General features: G+C 54.6%; 23 protein-coding genes and 1 pseudogene. 13 read left to right on the top strand and 11 right to left on the bottom strand.

The window, feature by feature from the left end; all coding sequences use genetic code 11:
* Nucleotides 1-285: 285 nt before the first annotated feature.
* The 10 genes from KTE_RS46670 to KTE_RS46710 all read left to right on the top strand — a co-directional run bounded on the left by KTE_RS46670 (nucleotide 286) and on the right by KTE_RS46710 (nucleotide 7,751).
* The gene (locus KTE_RS46670) at nucleotides 286-474 is read left to right on the top strand and encodes a hypothetical protein (RefSeq protein WP_201394340.1); all 189 of its coding nucleotides are present in this window, start codon (nucleotides 286-288) and stop codon (nucleotides 472-474) included.
* A gap of 246 nt (nucleotides 475-720) precedes the next feature.
* Nucleotides 721-1,995, top strand: a complete 1,275-nt coding sequence (locus KTE_RS46675; protein ID WP_201394342.1) for a CynX/NimT family MFS transporter — start codon at nucleotides 721-723, stop codon at nucleotides 1,993-1,995.
* A 207-nt stretch (nucleotides 1,996-2,202) separates the two neighbouring features.
* Nucleotides 2,203-2,334 (top strand): hypothetical protein, encoded by a 132-nt coding sequence (locus KTE_RS49210; protein WP_255553081.1) that lies wholly within the window; start codon nucleotides 2,203-2,205, stop codon nucleotides 2,332-2,334.
* A 56-nt stretch (nucleotides 2,335-2,390) separates the two neighbouring features.
* On the top strand, nucleotides 2,391-2,525 hold the full coding sequence (locus tag KTE_RS49215; protein WP_255553082.1) for a hypothetical protein: 135 nt from the start codon (nucleotides 2,391-2,393) through the stop codon (nucleotides 2,523-2,525).
* A 521-nt stretch (nucleotides 2,526-3,046) separates the two neighbouring features.
* Nucleotides 3,047-3,658, top strand: a complete 612-nt coding sequence (locus KTE_RS46685) for a TetR/AcrR family transcriptional regulator (RefSeq protein ID WP_201394343.1) — start codon at nucleotides 3,047-3,049, stop codon at nucleotides 3,656-3,658.
* Nucleotides 3,659-3,823: 165 nt separating this feature from the next.
* Nucleotides 3,824-4,804, top strand: a complete 981-nt coding sequence (locus KTE_RS46690) for an ATP-binding cassette domain-containing protein (protein WP_201394347.1) — start codon at nucleotides 3,824-3,826, stop codon at nucleotides 4,802-4,804.
* The gene (locus KTE_RS46695) at nucleotides 4,801-5,610 is read left to right on the top strand and encodes an ABC transporter permease (RefSeq protein WP_201394349.1); all 810 of its coding nucleotides are present in this window, start codon (nucleotides 4,801-4,803) and stop codon (nucleotides 5,608-5,610) included. Before KTE_RS46690 ends, KTE_RS46695 begins: the two co-directional genes overlap by 4 nt.
* Before the next feature lie 18 nt (nucleotides 5,611-5,628).
* Nucleotides 5,629-6,375, top strand: coding sequence for a hypothetical protein (locus tag KTE_RS46700; RefSeq protein WP_201394351.1), 747 nt, complete (start codon nucleotides 5,629-5,631; stop codon nucleotides 6,373-6,375).
* 102 nt (nucleotides 6,376-6,477) lie between these two features.
* Nucleotides 6,478-6,939, top strand: a complete 462-nt coding sequence (locus tag KTE_RS46705) for a helix-turn-helix domain-containing protein (RefSeq protein WP_201394353.1) — start codon at nucleotides 6,478-6,480, stop codon at nucleotides 6,937-6,939.
* Nucleotides 6,940-7,034: 95 nt separating this feature from the next.
* On the top strand, nucleotides 7,035-7,751 hold the full coding sequence (locus tag KTE_RS46710) for an IS6 family transposase (protein WP_201394355.1): 717 nt from the start codon (nucleotides 7,035-7,037) through the stop codon (nucleotides 7,749-7,751).
* A 429-nt stretch (nucleotides 7,752-8,180) separates the two neighbouring features.
* On the opposite strand, the gene KTE_RS46715 is transcribed toward KTE_RS46710, so the two are convergent.
* The 8 genes and pseudogenes from KTE_RS46715 to KTE_RS46750 form a co-directional block, all read right to left on the bottom strand.
* The gene (locus KTE_RS46715; protein ID WP_201394357.1) at nucleotides 8,181-9,407 is read right to left on the bottom strand and encodes a macrolide family glycosyltransferase; all 1,227 of its coding nucleotides are present in this window, start codon (nucleotides 9,405-9,407) and stop codon (nucleotides 8,181-8,183) included.
* 75 nt (nucleotides 9,408-9,482) lie between these two features.
* Entirely contained in the window at nucleotides 9,483-10,193 is a 711-nt protein-coding gene (locus KTE_RS46720) for an IS6 family transposase (RefSeq protein ID WP_201394637.1), read from the bottom strand.
* Nucleotides 10,194-10,319: 126 nt separating this feature from the next.
* Nucleotides 10,320-10,718: pseudogene (locus KTE_RS46725) on the bottom strand (IS630 family transposase); the annotation flags it as partial.
* Nucleotides 10,670-10,939: a helix-turn-helix domain-containing protein gene (locus KTE_RS46730; protein WP_307812084.1), complete on the bottom strand. Its 270-nt coding sequence runs from the start codon at nucleotides 10,937-10,939 to the stop codon at nucleotides 10,670-10,672. The gene KTE_RS46730 and the pseudogene KTE_RS46725, both read right to left, overlap by 49 nt.
* 16 nt (nucleotides 10,940-10,955) lie before the next feature.
* Entirely contained in the window at nucleotides 10,956-11,396 is a 441-nt protein-coding gene (locus KTE_RS46735) for a nuclear transport factor 2 family protein (protein WP_201394361.1), read from the bottom strand.
* 210 nt (nucleotides 11,397-11,606) lie between these two features.
* On the bottom strand, nucleotides 11,607-12,080 hold the full coding sequence (locus KTE_RS46740) for a hypothetical protein (RefSeq protein ID WP_201394362.1): 474 nt from the start codon (nucleotides 12,078-12,080) through the stop codon (nucleotides 11,607-11,609).
* A 120-nt stretch (nucleotides 12,081-12,200) separates the two neighbouring features.
* Nucleotides 12,201-12,575, bottom strand: a complete 375-nt coding sequence (locus KTE_RS46745; protein ID WP_201394364.1) for a DoxX family protein — start codon at nucleotides 12,573-12,575, stop codon at nucleotides 12,201-12,203.
* A 114-nt stretch (nucleotides 12,576-12,689) separates the two neighbouring features.
* Entirely contained in the window at nucleotides 12,690-13,199 is a 510-nt protein-coding gene (locus KTE_RS46750; protein ID WP_201394366.1) for a MarR family winged helix-turn-helix transcriptional regulator, read from the bottom strand.
* Nucleotides 13,200-13,539: 340 nt separating this feature from the next.
* Here KTE_RS46750 and KTE_RS46755 point away from each other — a divergent pair, with 340 nt between their 5' ends.
* Both KTE_RS46755 and KTE_RS46760 read left to right on the top strand, forming a co-directional pair.
* Nucleotides 13,540-14,031, top strand: a complete 492-nt coding sequence (locus KTE_RS46755; protein WP_201394368.1) for a hypothetical protein — start codon at nucleotides 13,540-13,542, stop codon at nucleotides 14,029-14,031.
* Between the two features lie 34 nt (nucleotides 14,032-14,065).
* Nucleotides 14,066-14,227, top strand: coding sequence for a hypothetical protein (locus KTE_RS46760; RefSeq protein ID WP_236601038.1), 162 nt, complete (start codon nucleotides 14,066-14,068; stop codon nucleotides 14,225-14,227).
* A 24-nt stretch (nucleotides 14,228-14,251) separates the two neighbouring features.
* On the opposite strand, the gene KTE_RS46765 is transcribed toward KTE_RS46760, so the two are convergent.
* Both KTE_RS46765 and KTE_RS50415 read right to left on the bottom strand, forming a co-directional pair.
* Entirely contained in the window at nucleotides 14,252-16,264 is a 2,013-nt protein-coding gene (locus tag KTE_RS46765; RefSeq protein ID WP_201391430.1) for a recombinase family protein, read from the bottom strand.
* A 1-nt stretch (nucleotide 16,265) separates the two neighbouring features.
* The gene (locus KTE_RS50415; protein ID WP_201394639.1) at nucleotides 16,266-16,571 is read right to left on the bottom strand and encodes a DUF5372 family protein; all 306 of its coding nucleotides are present in this window, start codon (nucleotides 16,569-16,571) and stop codon (nucleotides 16,266-16,268) included.
* A gap of 334 nt (nucleotides 16,572-16,905) precedes the next feature.
* Here KTE_RS50415 and KTE_RS46775 point away from each other — a divergent pair, with 334 nt between their 5' ends.
* The gene (locus KTE_RS46775; RefSeq protein ID WP_201394372.1) at nucleotides 16,906-17,412 is read left to right on the top strand and encodes a ClbS/DfsB family four-helix bundle protein; all 507 of its coding nucleotides are present in this window, start codon (nucleotides 16,906-16,908) and stop codon (nucleotides 17,410-17,412) included.
* 342 nt (nucleotides 17,413-17,754) lie between these two features.
* On the opposite strand, the gene KTE_RS46780 is transcribed toward KTE_RS46775, so the two are convergent.
* A complete protein-coding gene (locus KTE_RS46780) occupies nucleotides 17,755-18,000 on the bottom strand; it encodes a DUF2071 domain-containing protein (protein WP_236601039.1) in 246 nt (81 codons plus the stop codon).
* Nucleotides 18,001-19,209: the final 1,209 nt, after the last annotated feature.

Here is a 19,209-nt window from a genome sequence, read left to right on the forward strand (position 1 = left end):
GAAACCCTGGTCAATGGACCTACTCGGCTCATTTCCTCTCCAAGGTCCACGACCAGCCAACGAAAGGCAGAGGACTTGGAGGCTTTGCAGACCTCTGCCTCATTTCAAGGTGTCATGCCTCCCATTGGAGGGAAAGTCACAGCTCAGGGAATGGATGCTGGTGGCACTCTCCATTGGATGAGAGATTGGGGAGGCGCGGTCGTCTGAGTACGGTCGTACCCAGGTGCCCGAGCGTCTGCTTCGGGAGCTTATAGGCTGACGCTCTGTGCTGAGCGTGATGGTGTGATGCGTACGCCGCTCCTTTCACAGTGCGCATTACGAGGTCCGATCTCGCTTTATTCTCTCCTGGCTCTCCTGATCGCGCTACTCTGCCGAATGCAACCTGGTCCGCCAACTCCAGATTTTCACTACCGTCTCTATCTGGACGGCACCGCGCTGGCTCACCGAGTACGCACGCTTATCCAACCTCAGTAAATCGGCAGGCTGTCCTTACCAGCTCGCGGGCGCTGGAACATTATCGTACTGGCATGGTGCTTACCGATGATACCGTACTCTCGAAAGAGCACACTGGGGATTGAAGTTGCGTTTGTCTCTGAGTTTTGAGCCCGATATATCCAGGTTGAACGTGATATATTTTGTGTGCATGATGCTCACTCCTTTCAGGAAAGAATTCACGATCTCTGAGAAAAGGAATCGCCTCCTCTAGACATGGAGAAATTGATGGACAAGAAGCGAGAGAAAGACCCCACAAAGAGATTCCCCTGGCTCCACGTACGAACGCTTGGCCTGATTGTGTTCGTTGGTATCAATTTGCGCACGGCCCTTCTGGCGGTCCCGCCCATCGTACCATTACTCAGTCATGATCTCCATCTCACCTATACCCAGACGGGCCTGCTGACTTCGCTGCCGACGCTTGTCATGGGAGTCGTCTCATTGCCAATAGGATTGCTTATCGGAAGGTGGGGAGGGCGCATCATGGTCGCGTTTGGCCTCCTGCTGGTCGCACTCGGTGCTAGCTTGCGTGCCCTTTGGCCTGCCGTCCTTCCACTCTATTTCTTTACAGCGCTCCTCAGCCTGGGAAGTGCCTGTTCCCAGACAGCGATCCCCGCGCTGATTCGCCAATGGTTCTCGACCCGGATTGGTTTGGCTACCGCGCTCTACAGCGACGGGCTGGTCATCGGCGAGACATTGGGGGCGATGCTCACCATCCCGGTGATGCTCAACTGGTTTGGCCGTGACACATGGACCGGCACCTTTGTGTTCTGGAGCGTTCCCGTCGTGATCGCCCTCGTCCTCTGGCTGTGGTTGGCTCCGGCAAATACGGTCAACCAGAGGAGTTGGACCTTCAAACAGGCTAGGCCCACCCCTCATAGGTCATCCCGCCGATTTGTTCCCGTCAATCCCTGGACGCTTGGCTTGTTCGTTGGGGGCGCACAGCTCATCTACTTTGGGACGAATGCGTGGATCGCTTCCTACAATCAGGCGGTCCATGCTCCAGCCCTCACGTGGCTTGCACTTGGCGTACTCAATGCAGCACAGTTCCCTGCCAGTTTATTTGCGACCCTGTTTGCGCACAAACTGGTGGGCCGGAAACTCCCTTTCATTATCTGTGCGTCGCTTTGCCTGATCGCGCTGGTATGCTGGATATGGACACCAGTGATTCTCGAGCCTCTCTGGGCTGCGGTCATTGGAGGCACAACCATCCTCCTCTACACACTGGCCATTGCTTTACCTGCGCTCCTGGCGAAACAGGAGGAAGTCGCGCAGTGGACGGGTACCATGCTGACAGTAGGCTACCTCTTCTCGTTTCTTGGCTCATTCATCGGAGGCTGGCTCTGGGATATGGTTCATATTCCGGCGATTGCGTTTCTTCCGTTGGCTCTTGCATCAGGAGTCGTCCTCGTGCTCGGTGTGCTCTTGCCTATACAGCAACCTCCCGCACATAGGGCCTCTCACCGAGTTGGAGGCGAAAGTCCCGAGCTGCGGATTGACTGAAGGCATACCTTAGATCGAAATAGCAACATTGCTGCTGAATTTCTGAGCGATTGGCCGAGCCGGCCCCAAGTACACCAGATCCAACACATCTCAGCAACTGGCAGCCCAGAGTATTGGCACGAAGGATCTCATCCGACAGCGGGCCTTATCCTCGAACAAGGGCAATTAATTCGAGAACTGCGGCTCCTCCAGGAACATATCCAGCAATTGGATACCGAGATCCGTCAGATTGTGGCGCAATCCCGCGAGGGGCAAATTCTCATCTCCATTCCTGGAATTGGCCCCATTCAAGCGGCAGCGATCCTGGCGGATGCGTCAGAACTGAGAACAGAACTCTAAGCGAAGTTCCGCTAGCGTGTTCGACTACGAGTGACCACAATGGAGGCACACTGCAGGTGCCAATGCAGGCTCCTGAGGGAGTACCGTTCTCTCCAGGTGAAGCAAGGCCGGAAGAGTTTGCCCCTGGACTCTCACACGACCTCGAGGCAATGGCCGAGCAGGTATTGCAGGTAACCAAGCAAGCCCGGTAAATGATAGCGCGTTCCGCAAATCTATTTTGCCTATGATTTTTTGTGCATCTTTGTGGGGGGTCACGTTTCTGACAAAGGTGTGCAAACCCCTACAACTTCTCTTCCTCTTTTTTGTGCCGGAGTGACTCAAGTAATATCATGTGGGTCATCTGGAGGCGAATAGGCAAGAGAATCTAATACTTTCAACTCATTAACAAGGAAGCTACTACTCTCTCAAAAATTGAGCATAGCTTCCTTGATGATAAAGTTGGTAGCATTTCTAATTCGCTTTAAACATCTGCTCCATTTTATCAACAACCTCTCTCTGCATTGAGGGCAATACATGAGAGTAGGTGTCCATAGTTGGCTTCTACTCAAGTTTCCTGGTAGCATGACTCCTCGCCGCCGGACAGCGGAGTGCTAAACGATTGAACCGAATCGCTGAACCATTCTTCTCCTCCTTGACAGCATTTCTGTGACTGTGTTATTCTCTCGGTAGAACTTACTGATCGTTTAGTAATTTGCCGAGGAGTCGTACCATTATGGAACAACCGGTGAAACAACAGGTGGAGCATGCTTCCTCCTCTGTGGACCAGGAAACGCGGCGGCAGATTTTGACCAAAGCGGCAGATCTGTTTCTGGCAAAAGGCTATAAAGGCGTGTCCATGAAAGAGATAGCCGAAGCCGTCGAGGTCACCTCCGCCGCCTTGTATTACCATTTTCCTAAAGGCAAGGAAGATCTCTTCACCAAGATGATCCAGACCGTGTTTGTGGACGAGGGAGTGGCAGGGATCGATCAGACTCTTGCTGCTACCCAGGATGTCCGAGAACGGTTGATACTGCTCACCTCTACGCTACTCTCCCTTCCACTTGACGAGCGCTTGAGCATGCTGCTACGCGATGCCAGAGAACATCTCAAGGACCCGGAACACCAGCAGGTGATCCTGTCCTTGCTTGACCGGATCAGACAGCAGGTCACGGGTCTCTTCCAAACAGCCTACGATGCGGGAGCGATTCGCTCCGACCTACCGATCAACGTCCTGGTTGGCCTCTATATGGGTATGCTGCGGGAGGCGAAGAGCCTGCCAGGGACGCGTCCGGCAACCTCCCTGGTCAGTGTACTGTTCGATGGCATCGCGAGACGGGCAGAGTAGCCTCTGCCCTAATCTGTTTCTCGCAGCAACTTACTAAACGATCAGTAATCTCTCGGCAGATGCATCTGTCGAGAGAGCCTCTTCTTCTAGAAAGGAATGATTGTATCATGAGATCTCCTGGTTTCTCTATTCTCCCAGATGGGAGGCCAACGCAAGGAGGTGCCTATGTCCTTCTCCCCTGATCGATCTCAGGCATCTGAGGCGGCACCAGTCACAGGTTCCGCTCCAGGCAGTGCCTCAGGAGCTTTCGCCATTGCAACGCAGGGCTTGAGCAAGCGGTTTGGAAACCGCACCGCCGTCGATGGACTTACCATCGGCATTCCTGCCGGAACCATCGCGGGCTTTGTCGGCCCCAACGGCGCGGGCAAGACAACCACCATCCGTCTGCTCCTGGGACTGGTGCGGCCCAATGCAGGCAGCGCTACGATTCTGGGCCATCCTCTCACCGCATCGCCCAGCTATCTTCCGCGTGTGGGGGCGCTCATCGAAGCACCAGCCTTCTATCCGAGTCTCTCCGGGCGGACCAATCTGGAGGTGCTTGCTCGCCTTGGTGGCTATCCCACTTCCCGTGTGAGCGAACTGCTGGAGGTGGTGGAACTCTCCGATCGAGCGCGTGATCGGGTCGGCACATATTCCCTGGGTATGAAGCAACGCCTTGGCGTGGCCATGGCGCTACTTCCTGATCCAGACCTGCTCATCCTCGACGAGCCAGCCAATGGCCTTGATCCCCTGGGCATCATCGGGATACGCGACCTGCTGCGCCGCGTGCGCGAACAGGGCAAGACCATCTTGCTCAGCAGCCACTTGCTTGGAGAGTTGGAACAGGTCACGGACTGGCTGATCATGCTCCACCAGGGGAAAGCGCTGACTTGTGGTTCGACCCGCGACCTGCTGGCCCAACGCGGCGAGCTGGTGGTCGAAGCCGGAGATGCCATGCAGTTGGACTTGGTGGCCAGGATCGTGAGCGAGGCCGACTATGTGGTCACACGGGAGGACCGGACTCTGCACATTGCCTGTCCTGCCACTTTTGCCGAGACCTTGAACCGGCAGGCCAGGGAAGCTGGCGCGACGAACCTGACCATCCGTGTGAAAGAGGCCAGCCTCGAACAGTTGTTTCTCGCTTTGGTGAAAGGAGACCGCTCATGATCTCGGTGATCCGTGCGTTTCGCAGCGAAGTGCTCAAGTTCCGCCGTTGGAGTGTCCTGGCGGGCGCCGGGGTGATGCTGGTAGTGAGCACCTTTATCGCCTATCTGACCTTCCACCAGATCGCCTCTGGAACCACCAGCCCGGAGATGACCGACCTCATTGCATCATTCCATACCCCCCAAGGATTGGTCTCTGTCATTGGCCAGGCACGATCCCTGATCATTGCCATTGCACTCATTCTGGTGAGCGCCAATCTCGCGGCGGAATGGACCCAGGGGACGCTGCGCAACCTGCTGGTGCGTGAGCCGCATCGCCTGCGGTGGCTGGCGGGCAAAATGCTCGCAGTTGTGCTCTTCGTGCTGCTCTCGATGCTGCTCACCCTCGTGATTAGTAGCACTTTCATTCTCATTCTCGCGCAGGGGCAGGGCATCCAGACCACGGCCTGGACCTCGGCGGAAGGGCTGCGCATCTTCCTGGAGTTCTTCGGCAACGAGGTGCTCTGTCTCATCGGCGTCAGCGCTCTGGGCATGCTCATTGCAGTGCTGACCCGTTCAGTCGTTGCCGCCGTTGGGATCGCTCTGGCCTACATCCTGGTATTGGAGGGGATCATTGCCGTCGTCGTGCCGCAGGTGTCCCAATGGTTTCCTGGCCGGGTGTTCAATACCATTGTAGGAGCGACTGTGCCGATGGTAGGTCCCACCCCTCCCCAGGGGTATCTGGCGGCCCTGCTGGCGAGCGTGCTGTGGATTGTTGGCTTTGTCGTGGTCAGCGCCCTCGTCTTTCCTCGGCAGGACATCAACGCGTAACAGCGGGGAGGAAGCGTCATGCCTGTATGCACACCTGGAAACGAGCAGCCTTTGCATCCATCCGAATCAATGCACATGGAGCACCAGCGAGCGGGAGTGATCGGCAATGAGCGGCTCACTGCGCTGGCCAGCCTCGTGCTCTTGGTACTGATCATTGTGGAACTGGTGACGTCAGCGTTCTTACGCCTCTGGCTCCCGGCCCATACCGTTGTCGGAATCCTGTTGGCTGGTCCGCTTCTGGTGAAGATGGGCAGCACGGGCTGGCGGTTCCTGCGCTACTATACCAGAGCTCCTGCCTACGTGCACCGGGGACCACCGCCCCCAGTCTTGCGCGTGCTCAGCCCGGTGCTGCTCGTTCCCACAGTGGTTATGGTTGGCAGTGGGATCGGACTCATCGTGCTCGGCCCGATCCAGCTGTTCCTGCTGGTGCATGTGTTTAGTGCACTGGCCTGGCTCCCGCTGGCGGCAGTCCATAGCCTTGCGCACTTCTGGCAGGTTCCCCGGCACATCGCCGCCGATTGGAGCACCCGACGAGGCTTCCACGCAAGGCGCGGACGTGGGCTGCGGCTTGCGATCAACCTGGGAGCTTTGCTGCTCGGCGTCGTCGCTGCGGTGCTTCTGTTCCCAGCGGCAGCTCCGTTGTTTGCGTGGAGTCAGACGAATGTGATTGGCGTAGGTCCGTTTCTCGTCGGCATGGGGATAGCGCTTCTGGTGGGACTGTTCACCCGACCATGGAGATGGGGGAAGGTGGCGAAAGAGGCGTAGGGACGGGCGCTCTCAGTGCGTCGGGTCTGCTCAAAAGGATGCAGACTCGGCGCGCCATCGCTGTCTTATTGTTCCGTCTCATTTCTTTGCAGGAGCCAGGTGATGAAGGCATATTCTCAGGATTTCCGCGAGCATGTGTTGCAAGCGGTGGACTCCGGCTATCCCAGGGTTGAGGTTATTCGGCTGTTTGGGATTTCTCTCTCCATGCTCAAACGGTATGAGAAGCAACGACGAGAGGAAGGACATGTTCGACCCAAAGCCATTCCTGGTCGCCCGCCATTGATCAGGACACAGGTGGAAGCTGGCGTGCTCCCCCAGTTACAGGCGCATGCCGACGCGACGCTTGAACAACACTGTGCCATGTGGGAGCAGACGCATGGGGAACGGGTGAGCCGGTGGACTATGAGTCGAGCCATCAAACGGTTGGGCTGGACGCGAAAAAAAAGTCGATTGGGGCAACGGAGCGCAATGCAGAGGAGCGCGCCACGTGGTGCGAGAACGCACGAAAGCTTCCGACAAACGAACTGGTCTTTCTTGATGAGTGCGGTTCCAATATTGCCTTAACGCCCCTGTATGCGCGAGCGCCCAAGGGAGAGCGAGCCAGAGGAAGGGTATTGTCAACTTGCGGAGAAGCAGAAATCTCTGCTAAACTCATAGGGATGAAAACAGAAAAACTTGCCTCTCTTTATCGAGGATACCGCTTTCCAGCCGAGATTATCAGTCACTGCGTGTGGCTGTATTTTCGCTTCCCTTTAAGCTTCCGTGATATTGAAGAGATGATGGCCGAGCGTGGGGTCGTGCTGACCTACGAAACCATCAGGCAATGGTGTCTGAAATGTGGCCAGACATATGCCAATGGGTTGAAACGTCGTCGTCCGAAAACGGGAGATACGTGGCACCTGGATGAAGTGTACGTGAAAATCAACGGCAAAACCTCCTATTTGTGGAGAGCTGTTGATCAGGATGGCAACATTCTGGATATCCTCGTACAGAGTCGGCGCAACAAGCACGCGGCCAAGAAATTCTTTCGTAAGCTGCTCAAAGGCTTGCAATACGCCCCACGAGTGATCATTACCGACAAACTGGCCAGCTACGCCGCCGCAAAAAGAGAAATTATGCCAAGCGTCGAGCATCGGCAACACAAAGGCTTGAACAATCGGACTGAAAACTCCCATCAACCTACCCGACAACGAGAGCGAACCATGCGGCGGTTTACATCATCTGGCCAGGCCCAACGTTTCCTCGCAGCATTTGGACCGATCCTGGATCACTTTCGGCCCAAACGGCACCGTTTCACCGCAGAAGATGACCATGCTCTCCTGCAGGATCGGTTTCTGGGATGGAACGAAGTAACCAGCGGGAAAACTGCCACCTAACCCCAACCACCCTCTCTAAATCCCGGCTTCTTTTCTGCTCTGCTCCTTTCTCCCCCCAAAACTCTTCTATTCTCCGTCAAGTTGACAATACCTGCATCTGAGCATTTTCTCGAGCATATTTGGTGGGATCGGAGGCAGGGATGGAAGAACCTTCTGAACAATGTGAGGCTCATTCTCCAGCCCCACGTCTTCTCCTGCTTGCTCTTGCCTTGGCTGATGGTCTTCGATATCCCTGATCTCCACTCCGGCTTCGCCACGCTCATTTCCTTCATGAACGGTTTTCACGCCTCCCTCCCCTTCTGACAGAAGAGGGACTAAGCGCGAAGAAAGATGTGGCTCACACTTATTAGGTAAGGTGTAAATCCCAGGATTCCGCGGGTCTTCCATGGAATTCCCAAATGTACCATTCTATCTCATTCGGTTTTGAAGCTATGCCTTTTGCAAGGTTTTCTGCGTATAATCCATAATGGCGTCGGCAGCCTCGCAATAGCCGCCTGTTTGCTGAATGGCACGCTGCATCTCCTGGGCACGCGCACGGAAACTGGCATCCTGACGGACGTGCTCGACAGCCTCACGTAGCGCCTGAGCGGAGTCAGGACTAGACTCTAGCATGACGCCCATGCCCAATTCCGAGACACGGCGCGCCGTCATCTGCTGCTCAATCATCTGGGGGAGAACCACCATCGGTACACCATAGGAGAGGCTCTCCATGGTACTGTTCATGCCACCATGTGTAACGAAAACATCGGTATGCGCCAGGACCTCTAGCTGAGGGGTGTAGGCCGCGGCAATAAAGTTGGCAGGCAGTGGACCCAGCTCGGCAGGCTGAATTCGTTTGCCATAGGAGAGCACCACCTTCTGCTCTGTGTCCCCGAATGCATCAATACAGCCCTTAAAGAACTCAAGCTGGTTATTAAAGACCGTTCCCAGGGAGATATAGAGCACTGGCGCGCCCTCCAGCGCCTCCAGCGGGAAATCGCTCTTCTCGTGACGCGGACGAAGCGAGGGGCCCACAAACACAAAGCGCTCATCAAAGGTCTTGCCCGCAGGCTGAAAGGCTCTTGGCATGAAGACAATATTGAGAGACTCAGCATGGCCCAAGATGCTCTGAAGATCAAAGGGTGGGAGTTGATACTGCTTGCATAGCTCGGCAATATCCTCGCGTATCTGCTGCATAAATGGAGGAGGTACCGGTGCACCTGCTCCGTTTCCCTGCCCCATCGGGAAAAGCTTCACATGCTCGTTGATGGCGTAGGATGGGCGTAACTGAATGGCTGGAATATGCAACACCTGGGCCGCAATCCGCGCCCAGAAGCACATTGGATCATACAAAAGCGCGTCTGGACGTTCCTGTCGCAGTTGCTCTAAGACCTGGGGCAGAATGCGCTGGCTCTCCTTGATCATACGGAATGGCAAGGCATTCTGGATCTGGAAACCTGGCATTGGCCCCCCCTGGCCCATACCAGTCGGGGGGATTATGTTATTCAGATCCAGTTCATAGGGATGGAATGTCGCACCGACGGACTCCACCGCTTCCTTAAACGTGTCCGGCACGTAATAGACAACCTCTTCACCTCGTGCCACCAGTTCTTCCACCACTGGCAATGTTGGATTGATATGCCCGAAGCCCGGCACATTCGCAAGTATATATTTCATACTATTTCCTTATAGACTCTCTCAAGCTGGAATCTCTAATTCCTTCCTCTGAGAGGTATTCCCATCTTGCTGAGCTTAGGCCACTGCCCCAAACAGCCTTGCGATGAACGCTGCTTGACTGAGGCTATCTCCTTTGTCCACCTTCTGCACTTGTCCTTTTCTCATCATGTGCATCACCTCGTATCCCTGTAGCGTTCGCCACGCGGTCTCGAACGAAAAGAAGCCCATGCCTGGCTTGACAAGTCGTTTGATGAACCGATGATCCTGTTCGACCAGATTATTGAGATATTTGCTCTGCCGGAGTTCACAAGAAGCCGGAACAGCACTGACTGCATTCAGTTCATTGAGCGCTTTTGGGTAGGCAGCGTTTTTGTCTACAGTGATAACGCGGGGGATGATTGTGTGGGAAGCATTCAAAGTCTTCCCCAAAAAGCGCTTGGCGGCTTGCGTATCACGAGTAGTGCTCAGATGAAACTCGAGCGTATTCCCCTGGGAGTCCACCGCTCGATACAAGTACATCCAGACGCCCTTGACGTTCACATACGTCTCGTCAACGCGCCAAGAATCGCTCGTGATCTTCAGATGAGGACGGCAGCGCTTCTCCAACTCGGGAGCGTAGCGCTGGACCCAACGGTAGATGGTGGTATGATCAACCTGCAGACCCCGCTCGCGCATCATCTCTTCCAGATCGCGGTAGCTTAAAGCGTACCTTAAATACCAGCGCACACACAACAGAATGATCGCTGTTTCGAAGTGGCGCCATTTGAAGAGATGTTGTTCTGTCATGAGAGATCCTCTTCGATCCTTCTTTTGGGTCCACTCTACCAGATCAGCTTTCTCTTTGCAACACAGCCGTAATGCTTGCCCAATGGCTTCTTCCAGCGCTTCTCTGGTTCTGGCTCCTGTTCGTCGCAAGGCCGTTTTGAGCTTCGAGAACGCTTCTTCAATAGGAGAGAGATCAGGTGAGTACCCTGGTAAAAAGAGGAGTTGACAACCTTTCGCTTCGATAGCCTGCTTGATCCGTGCGCTTTTGTGCGCTTGGAGGTTATCCATGACCACGATTTGCCCTGCGTGGAGGCTGGGAGCTAGAATCTGTTCGACATACACCTCAAAGGCGATCGTGTTGGCTGATCCTTCCAGGAGCATGGCGGCTCCCATACCAGCAAGAGAAAGGGCCGCGATCAGGGGGGTATTTTTGCCACGGTTCTGCGGCACCTTTCCGCTCGTTCGCTCCCCCTTGGGCGCACGAGCGTACACAGGCGTCAAGGCAATGTTGGAGCCAGTTTCATCAATAAAAACCAACGCATCTGTTGGAAGGCTGTTGGCTTTTTCTCGCCACGCGGCCCGTTCTCTCGGCGTTGCTTGATGTACCGCTTGATGGAGGCCCTCGAGATGCCAAAGAGCCGGACAATCTCAGTTCTGGGACAGCCTCGATCGACGGCTCGCAGGACTCGTTCGCGCAAATCTTGTGAGTATGCTTTCATTCCCTCTCGCTTCTTTCTCCTCTTGCTTTTGGTTACGAGGGATGCCATGGACCGCTCTGGAAAATCACCCGTTCACGAATCTGTTGGCAAGGCGTGCCAACGACAAAAACATCCCCAAGATCCCATGTGGCCCGTACGGTTCGTAGGCTTGCAGTCTCGTAATAGCCCCATTTGCCACTTCAAAGATGAAAACCTGGGGGAAGTCCCGCTTCATTCCTTGTTTGAGAACATGGTGCGTTGCCGTCTCGACTGCCGCACACTGCCCGTTCTCGGACTCGCAATAGGTGACGATAGTATAGCCGAAGGTGCGCATACCGCTCATCGCTCCCTGGAAGCCCCTCTTGATGGCCGCTTTCCCTTGCATCTGCAGCGTCGGAAAATAAGGGTCGATGACGACTGCGTCTTCAGCGAACAGGTGTATCATTGCCTCCAGATCCTTGGCCTCAAGTGTGGCGAAGGTGCGTCTCACGAGATCGTGTAAAGCGGTGTTTGTATCCTCTGTCATCAATATCTCCTTTGTGTTGCAGGGAAATCCTTCAAGACCTCTCATCCATCCATATTCGTTGAACGTGAGACGAGAGGTCCCATCGTCTCACGCCCTCGGATGGTCCATTCTTCGGATTCTGAGGCCGTCCCCCGTGTGCCACAGCAGAAGCGTGCCGCTTCCAGAGTGAAAGGCCCCCAGACGCGCGCAGAGAAGCGGCACGCTCCTCACTCAATGAACAGTCAGCTTGAGTGCCACGGCAATCAAGGCGCACGCAAAGGTGAGGACCGCGGCCCAGACCCCCACAATATGGAAGCGCTCCGCGTGGGTGACTTGCGCCTTCCAATTCTGGGGTGGCGCGTCCAACTGCCAGTCGACCGTGGCACTGTTGATCGGGACGGTGCCAATGACCCGGATCACGATCCAGGTGAACAGGGCAACTACCGCCACGCACCGGAACACAAAGCCAGGCGTGGCTGTGTTGAGAAACGTCAGAGCAATCCCTAAGACTGCTGCGGGCGCAAAAAAGGTAGGGACAAGCACACGCAGTTTCTTGACCAGTGCTTGACGGAGCTGGAGCTGCGAGCGGTCGGGAAGCTGCTCGACGGGCTCGCGCACCCCGTAGTGGATCACGAACTCGATGCCAGCCAGCATTCCAGCGAAGAACACATTCACAAGATCAAGGACAAGAGCAAGCGTCGTCATTCTTTTTTCTTTCATGTCATGTCATGTATTACGAAGGAAGAGCACACGCAAGTGGAATCGCGAGACACCTGCACCTCTCGTTTTTTCAGCATGACCGGTATTCGTCTTCGATGTCCGCTTTCAAGCCAACGGTACCCAGATGACATGACCAACCACCACGAAGAGGATCAATACCAGAAGCGCGAGCGTCAGGCCCATTTCGCGAGAGTCCTTGCGTGCAGCATGAAAGACTGCGGCGCTGACCATCACCACAGCCAGCCCGATTGCCGCCGCGATGGTGAGCCAGGGAACCATTCCGGTGAGCACGGGCAGGATCAGTCCGATCGCTCCCACCAGTTCGGCGATCCCAATCCAGCGGACCAGAGCAGTCGGCGTGACCGTGACCCAGACCATATAGCTTCCCAACCGCCCCATCGGGGTAAAGGTCTTCGTCCATCCAGTGAGGAGGAATGCCAGGGCCAGCAAGCCCCGAATAATCCACAATGCGATACTCATAGATTTCCCTTCCTTTCTCTGACAACCAGTCCTCCGCTCATACGGTTGTCATTTTCAGCAGAGCCCGCCTCGTACGAGGAGAGAGAACACGTCTACCCTGGCACGTTTGTCGCATCACCCTCCAGCGGTTGGCAGCGTGATGCGATCGCCCGCATCTCCTCCGATCTCGGCAGCATCCAGAATGAGCTGGTGGAGCTGTGTCAGGAAATGATTCAGTTCGCCCTCAGCAAACCCTTGTTTCAGACGTTGCTCGAAGTCCTCCACGGCAGAAACGAGCGTGTGCGCGATGTCTCGGCCCTCATCGGTGAGATAGACCTTGACGACCCGGCGGTCTTCCCGATTATGTCGTCGCTCCACCAACCCGGTCTGCTCCAGCCGCGTGATAATCCCGGTCGCTGCCGGAGCATCAACACCCCGCTTTTGACTCATAGTCCCAATAGTCATGCCATCCTGCATGAGCAACAAGGCTAAGGCACCCCACTGTGGGGGAGTGACGACATACGGTTTGCCACGCTCCTCGCAATGAGCTCGCAGCACTTCTGCGTAAGCAGCGGTGACACAGCGTTCGGCATAGAAAAGCCAGTACGTGAGCCGACCACGATTTTCTTCAAGAGGTAAATCCATATAGCTCCTTTCTGTGGAAATATTTTCTATATAAAATGTTTCCATGTTAACTATTAACATGAAAACAGCATACAGGATCTCTCGTCGGTTGTCAAGGCTTTGGCAGGCGAATTTTTGGAGATGTGCTCAAGAGCAAGGACAGCGTTTCTTTTCCCTCACCGCTCCCCTCATGATCCGATTCCCGTGTTCGAGCGACGGAGAGGCGAGCAAGTGCCAGGACCAGAGAAGCGCTGGAAGAAGCCATTGGGCAAGCATTACTCACTATCACGGCTCAGGATACACAGGAATGGTTCCAGCATTGCGGCTATCTCCTGCCCGGCCAAGAAAGGAAGAGCTAAATATGGCTCAATTTTTTAGCTATCTCTCTCAGCAGATGCTCCAGCTTCAAACGCAGGGACTTTCTTCCTCCGAGATTGCTCCTCGCGTGGGTCTCTTTGCGCGAACCGTTCGCCAATGGCTTGCCGATGGGGTAAACACCAGCCCCAGGCGGAGACGTCCCAGCCCGCTTGATGCTTATGCCTCCTACCTACGTCATCGCTGGGAAGAAGGAGAACAACAGGGAGTGCACCTCTACCAGGAGCTTCAGGAAAAAGGATACACAGGTTCCATTCGGGCGCTCTACCGGTATCTAGATCGCTGGCGTCCCCCTCCAAGCGAGGAAGACCAGCCTGCTCCGAGAAAGCGACGACCGAGAAAGACAGCACCTCCCCCAGGGCCATTTGATCAATGTCAAGCCAAGCAGGCAGTTTGGTTGTCTATCCGCTCTCCTGATGAATTGAAACCAGAGGAGCAAGAACAAGTTGCCTTCATTCGACAGGTTCCCTGCCCTTGAAACAGCCTATCAATTGGTTCAGGCGTTTGTGAAGATGGTAAGAGAACGTACAGGAACGCATCTAGAAGTCTGGCTAGAGCAAGTACGCAAGAGCGATATTGCTGAACTCATCCAATTTGGCAAAGGAATTGAACGAGATCTAGCTCCTGTTCAGGCCGCTCTTACGCTCCCTTACAGTAACGATCACGTTGCATAATGCACCTCGTCTCTTGGATCAGTATCATTTTGAGTCGTCAGTCAGGAGTGGTTGACGAGCCTTGGGAAGAAAGAGGCACGATCCCCGATCATTGTATCGTGCGCCAGCAATGCGCCCCTGGCGATACCAGCGCCAGATTGTTTGAGCTGTGACGCCGTAGGAGTGCGCTAGTTCCTCTGCGGTGAGCAAGCCCTGTGCTTGCAAGCGTGCGTATCGATCAGAAAGACCATGATGCCGACGAAGCTGATAGACATGCGTCCTCTGAAAGAGGAGGCCATCGAATGTGCGATAGCCTTGCTGATTGAGCTGCTCTGCGACTTCTGCATCCGTGTACTCCTCCAACAGGCGATCCATGGCAGCCAGCGTCTCTGGTGGTGTCAAGCGGGATTGCGCAAAGGGAGGAGGCAGGGGTACCATGATGGTCTGGGTCGCTCCCCCTTTGAAGCGAATGTGCGCGACAATCTGCTCGGCTTTGTGAACAGTGACATCTTCAATCAGCAGGCGAACTACACGTTTGCGTTGGCGCGCCGTGGTCTTGGGATCATTCCAGAACTGGTGAAACCGTTCGGGTACCTCCTCGATGTCCGCACGTTCTTCCTCGCTCACTCGCTGCTGATCACTCTGGTTGTAGCGCTCTTCAATAGCCCGTGCTTCCTCTAGCGCACGCAGTTTTGCGTTCCATTCCGCTTCTAAGACACTTGCGACCAGGCGGTTGTCAGGATCGACTTTGAGATAGCGGCGTTGGGCGAGCTCCGCTTCATATTGCGCACGCTCCACTTGCAAATGTCGCAGGCGACGTGCTTCATCCGCGCGCTGGATGACTTCCTCTTGCACTGCCAGGGTCAAGGCCAGCGCCTCAGGAGTCACGCGCTCCAGGAGCACTGCCCCAATCGCCCTGTCCAGATCTCGCCCAGGAATGCGTTGGCAGGGGGCACGGCCCTGAGCAATGCTTTGGCTCTGGCAGAGATAGTCTGGTATGATGCGCTGACCTCCTCGCTGATGATAGCGCACTGTCATCCGCTCACCGCAGCCCCCACAGAGGAGAAGGCCCTGCAAGAGTGCTGGCCCCTCCCGTGGTGGGGAGAAGCGTTGGGGTGAATAGGCTTGACTGTTCAAAGCAAGTTGCGCCTCGTTTCTCTCAAAGTCTTCCCACCTAATGTACCCCACATGAGCGTCATGCACAAGGACGATCCAGTCGGCACGGGGAACATCCTGGATATGGAGCTTGCCATCGGCAGTCTTGGTGGTGCGGGTACGTCCGTAGACATAGGCTCCTGCATAGGCTGGATGATGTAAGAGCCGCAACACATCATGGTGCTCAATCTCTGCCCAGACGAGTTCTCCGCGATGCGCCCCACGACGCAGACGGCGCGGGAAAAGCAAATGCTGTTGGCGAAAGTGACGGACCGTCGTAAAAGCGGAGCCGGTGTGCGCAAAACTGCGAAAGACCTCGCGAATGCTCGCCTGCACTTGCAGGTCGGGATCAAGCACCACAGCGTCCGTTTCGGTGTAGGTAAACCCAATGGGTAAGGTTAGTTTGAGCGCACCTCGCCTCGCTTTGTTGAGAATGCCGCCTTGTAGGCGGGCACGCAGCACAAAGAGTTCTGCTTCACTCATCGTCCCCTTGAGTCCGAGCAAAAGCCGATCATTGAAGGTAGAGGGATCGTAGAGACCCTCTTCATCCAAGATCAAGGTCTGGGTAAGCGCGCAAATTTCTAACAGATGATGCCAATCGCTGGAGTTGCGCGCGAGCCGAGAGACCTCCAGCCCCAAGACCAGCCCGACTTGTCCGAGGCCGACTTCAGCTACCAGGCGCTGGAACCCCAGGCGATCAACGGTTGAGGCACCTGAATAACCCAGATCTTGATCGATCACCATGATCCGCTCCTCGCTCCAACCGAGTGCCAGTGCACGTTCACGGAGCGCATACTGGCGAGCAGTACTTTCAGTATTCTCAAAGACGTGTTGGAGTGTACTTTGCCGCACATACAGACATGCTAGACGACGAAGGTGGTGAGCGGTGACCTGCTGCCTCATCTTACTGATCCTCCTTCTGGTGAGCCGGGAGAACGTTGAGCATCTGGTTGAGAGGTCCTATGTCTTCAAAACGAAGCACCGTTTTTCCAGCTGCAACAACCAGAAAGGGATCAGGAGGAGCGAGAGATGTCCAGGCCAGGGGCAGCGAGCGGATCTGATGAGTCTGCAGATCAGCAAAGAAGACGCGCTCCTCTCCCCAGGCCCGGCTCTGCGAGAGCAGGGGAAAACTGTGGCCGCAGAGAGGATGGAAAGGATGGATAACGGTAAAGCAATGCTCACCATTCGTGTTATTGGGTGTAGTTGACAGTTCGTTTAAATGGCCTCGTCGAGGGTCATGTCCATCGGCTCAAACTCATCAAACGTCAGGGCTATGGCCGAGCCTTCTTCCCCTCCTCCGCCAACAGCTTCTCTCCCAAGCAGTGTAGAAATTCTTCAGTTTTTCTTCTTTCCTCTCAGCAAAAAGCCATCTCTAAATAAGCAGACGGTATTCATCAAAGTTGACGGAGTTCCAATTTATGCGTCAGTTTCTCGACCAAGGATTGGCCTTGTATCTAAATGTTTGTCTCAATTAGGACGCGGTATAACCGTATTCGCTGCTATACTCAAGCAAGAAGTTGAAAGATGTAGAAGGAGCTAAAACGATGACGGAACAGAAAAGTAAAGCAGAACTTTTAGAAATGAGACGTGTGCTCTATATGCATTTCGATGCGCTGATCGCAGGTCTGAGTGAGCAGCAGATACAAATGCCGGGGGTGAATGGCGACTGGTCGGTCAAGGATCACATCGCCCATCTGACGTTCTGGGAGCGCGTGAACCTGCTTGAAATGTTGAAAGCGATCCAGCAGGGTACGAGCTGGACTAATCCAGGACTTGAGAGTACCGAAGAAGTGAGAGATAAGACCAACCAGCAGGTCTACCTGCAAAACAAGGACCGTTCGCTAGCAGACGTGCTATCCGAATTTCAGGCAACGCATCAGCAGGTCATGGAGTATCTCGAAAAGCTGAGCGAGGAGGAATTGAAGACGCCATACGAATGGTTAGGAGGGTACACGATCATCACATGGCTAAGCGAGCCAAGCGGGCATTACGACGAGCACGAGCAGTATATTCGCGACTGGCTGGCGAGGCAGAGCAGCGCAAAGGAGTAGGCGCTTTCTGAGCATTTAGCTATGGCGCGAGGAGGCCCGGCGCTTCCTCGTGCCATAGCATTTTCAACTAACCAATCTGCTAGACGTGTTGAAGCATCTGGACACGTGTTGTTTGTCAGAATACGGCTCTGGGACACATTCGGTGTGCCTGTCAAACCGAAGTTTTATTTGGCAATCAACAGTTTGAGTCCGTGTTGGCAGATGAGGACGAAGATCAGGATTTAGATCGTTGATGTTCACATACCCGTTATCGAGAACTTACCCAAATGTGGACATGCCACATCTGGTCTGAGCCATTTTGTTGTAATAAAAGCCACCAATAGAGGTAAAGCATCCCTTGAGTTAGTTTGCGGGAATCTCGGGGAGGGTGCGCAGGCGAATATGTGCCATGCTAAAGGGAACTACCCCAACCCAGCATTCGCCATCGTAGGTGTCCATTTCCAGCTCCGGCGGAATCAGAGATCGCAACTGAGCAGGCTTAATTGGCCAGTGTGAAAAGAGCAGATCGTTCCAGGTCTGGGTCATGATCCAGCACGTATCGGGCAAGGGATAGGGGCGATGGACAGTATTTTGGAGTAGCGTTTGCATACGTACGTTAACCTCTTTGGAAAACAGCTTTCACTTCTCTCTTTAATGAGATTCACCCTACTATGAATCAGAAGGCTGTGTCTATCATCGATGCCTTTCTCTACCATAGGATCCTCTTCCTCCTGGCGGAGAGGAATTTTGGGCGCAGATTGATGAGCAGCAAGATCTTTGAATCCTTTTCTCTAGAACCGTGCCAGGATGCCTCTATCTTCTCAATGTGGAGCACCCTGGCGCATTCCTTGGATTCCATCCTTTAACCGAAAGCTCGAACTCATCACGGAGATGATCCACATTGCCGAGGAGCCGAACAACCCGTTGGGGAGTCATGACCTGGGCAGCCAAGAGAGAGAATGTGCGAGCCAGAGGAAATCTGCTCCTTGGCTTGCTCCTTCTCTCTTTATAATTCCTATAGCCTCTGACCTCTTGATGATGATTCCCTCTCTTTTTGCTACCCTGATGACTAATGTATTGGCAACATTATGTTATATAGAAGCAGTAACTTAATATGCTATTTGTAGTAAAAGTAACATAATATATTACTGTCCGATCCCAAAGAACATGACAGGCGATGAGCCTGGAAGAGGGGAGAAATCCCAAAGAAAAAGACGCTCAATCCGGCGAGAAGGTGGCGTGAAGCAAGCGGCGATCCGGCGAGAACGTGATTTTCCCTCTGTGGTTTAGGAAAAGGTCTGTTCGAGTGAGAGCAGAGAGGGGAGAGAGAAGGGCAGTCGCGTCGGCAACGATCGACGAGGTTGCATCAGTGTTCACGAGAAGAAGAAGTCCACCAGGAACAGAGCATGGCAGAGAGCGTGCTCTGTTTTTTGTGCGCTGTGAGCCTGGGAGAGCCTGGGAGCATGAGGCCCTCATGATCGTTGCTGCCCCTTGTTCCCCTTCTCTACGTTGTAGAGGGAGGGTATCAGGTGCATGTGCGTGTGGAGACCAAGCGACCCTCTGTGTTGTTTCGCGTGTGTGAGTATGGATGAGCATGGGTGTGGAGGGAGTGGAAAAGGCGTTGCGTGTTGCGAGAAGGCGGCCATAACTGCAGAGCATGAGAGGGAAGGAAAGCATCGGGCAAGAAGGTGGTGGAAAGCAAACGGTGATCCGGCGAGAAGGGAGGAGAAGGAGCGTGAAAAAGGGCGAGAGAGGAAAGTTTCCTACTACCTGTAGAGACGGTAGAAGTGGTAAATAACGTGAATGTTCGACGATATT

Origin of the sequence: Ktedonobacter sp. SOSP1-85, from assembly GCF_016587415.1 — a bacterium.
Classification (GTDB): domain Bacteria; phylum Chloroflexota; class Ktedonobacteria; order Ktedonobacterales; family Ktedonobacteraceae; genus Ktedonobacter.

Bases quoted from the DNA above. Each gene is read 5' to 3' on its own strand.
- KTE_RS46720 (WP_201394637.1), bottom strand. From the start codon at position 10,193: ATGACAGAACAACATCTCTTCAAATGGCGCCACTTCGAAACAGCGATC.
- KTE_RS46690 (WP_201394347.1), top strand. From the start codon at position 3,824: ATGTCCTTCTCCCCTGATCGATCTCAGGCATCTGAGGCGGCACCAGTC.
- KTE_RS46745 (WP_201394364.1), bottom strand. From the start codon at position 12,575: ATGAGTATCGCATTGTGGATTATTCGGGGCTTGCTGGCCCTGGCATTC.
- KTE_RS46730 (WP_307812084.1), bottom strand. From the start codon at position 10,939: ATGGCATCCCTCGTAACCAAAAGCAAGAGGAGAAAGAAGCGAGAGGGA.
- KTE_RS46780 (WP_236601039.1), bottom strand. From the start codon at position 18,000: ATGCAAACGCTACTCCAAAATACTGTCCATCGCCCCTATCCCTTGCCC.
- KTE_RS46740 (WP_201394362.1), bottom strand. From the start codon at position 12,080: ATGACGACGCTTGCTCTTGTCCTTGATCTTGTGAATGTGTTCTTCGCT.
- KTE_RS46735 (WP_201394361.1), bottom strand. From the start codon at position 11,396: ATGACAGAGGATACAAACACCGCTTTACACGATCTCGTGAGACGCACC.
- KTE_RS46750 (WP_201394366.1), bottom strand. From the start codon at position 13,199: ATGGATTTACCTCTTGAAGAAAATCGTGGTCGGCTCACGTACTGGCTT.
- KTE_RS46760 (WP_236601038.1), top strand. From the start codon at position 14,066: ATGGTAAGAGAACGTACAGGAACGCATCTAGAAGTCTGGCTAGAGCAA.
- KTE_RS46695 (WP_201394349.1), top strand. From the start codon at position 4,801: ATGATCTCGGTGATCCGTGCGTTTCGCAGCGAAGTGCTCAAGTTCCGC.
- KTE_RS46700 (WP_201394351.1), top strand. From the start codon at position 5,629: ATGCCTGTATGCACACCTGGAAACGAGCAGCCTTTGCATCCATCCGAA.
- KTE_RS46675 (WP_201394342.1), top strand. From the start codon at position 721: ATGGACAAGAAGCGAGAGAAAGACCCCACAAAGAGATTCCCCTGGCTC.
- KTE_RS46670 (WP_201394340.1), top strand. From the start codon at position 286: ATGCGTACGCCGCTCCTTTCACAGTGCGCATTACGAGGTCCGATCTCG.
- KTE_RS46715 (WP_201394357.1), bottom strand. From the start codon at position 9,407: ATGAAATATATACTTGCGAATGTGCCGGGCTTCGGGCATATCAATCCA.
- KTE_RS46755 (WP_201394368.1), top strand. From the start codon at position 13,540: ATGGCTCAATTTTTTAGCTATCTCTCTCAGCAGATGCTCCAGCTTCAA.
- KTE_RS46765 (WP_201391430.1), bottom strand. From the start codon at position 16,264: ATGAGGCAGCAGGTCACCGCTCACCACCTTCGTCGTCTAGCATGTCTG.
- KTE_RS46705 (WP_201394353.1), top strand. From the start codon at position 6,478: ATGAAGGCATATTCTCAGGATTTCCGCGAGCATGTGTTGCAAGCGGTG.
- KTE_RS46685 (WP_201394343.1), top strand. From the start codon at position 3,047: ATGGAACAACCGGTGAAACAACAGGTGGAGCATGCTTCCTCCTCTGTG.
- KTE_RS46710 (WP_201394355.1), top strand. From the start codon at position 7,035: ATGAAAACAGAAAAACTTGCCTCTCTTTATCGAGGATACCGCTTTCCA.
- KTE_RS46775 (WP_201394372.1), top strand. From the start codon at position 16,906: ATGACGGAACAGAAAAGTAAAGCAGAACTTTTAGAAATGAGACGTGTG.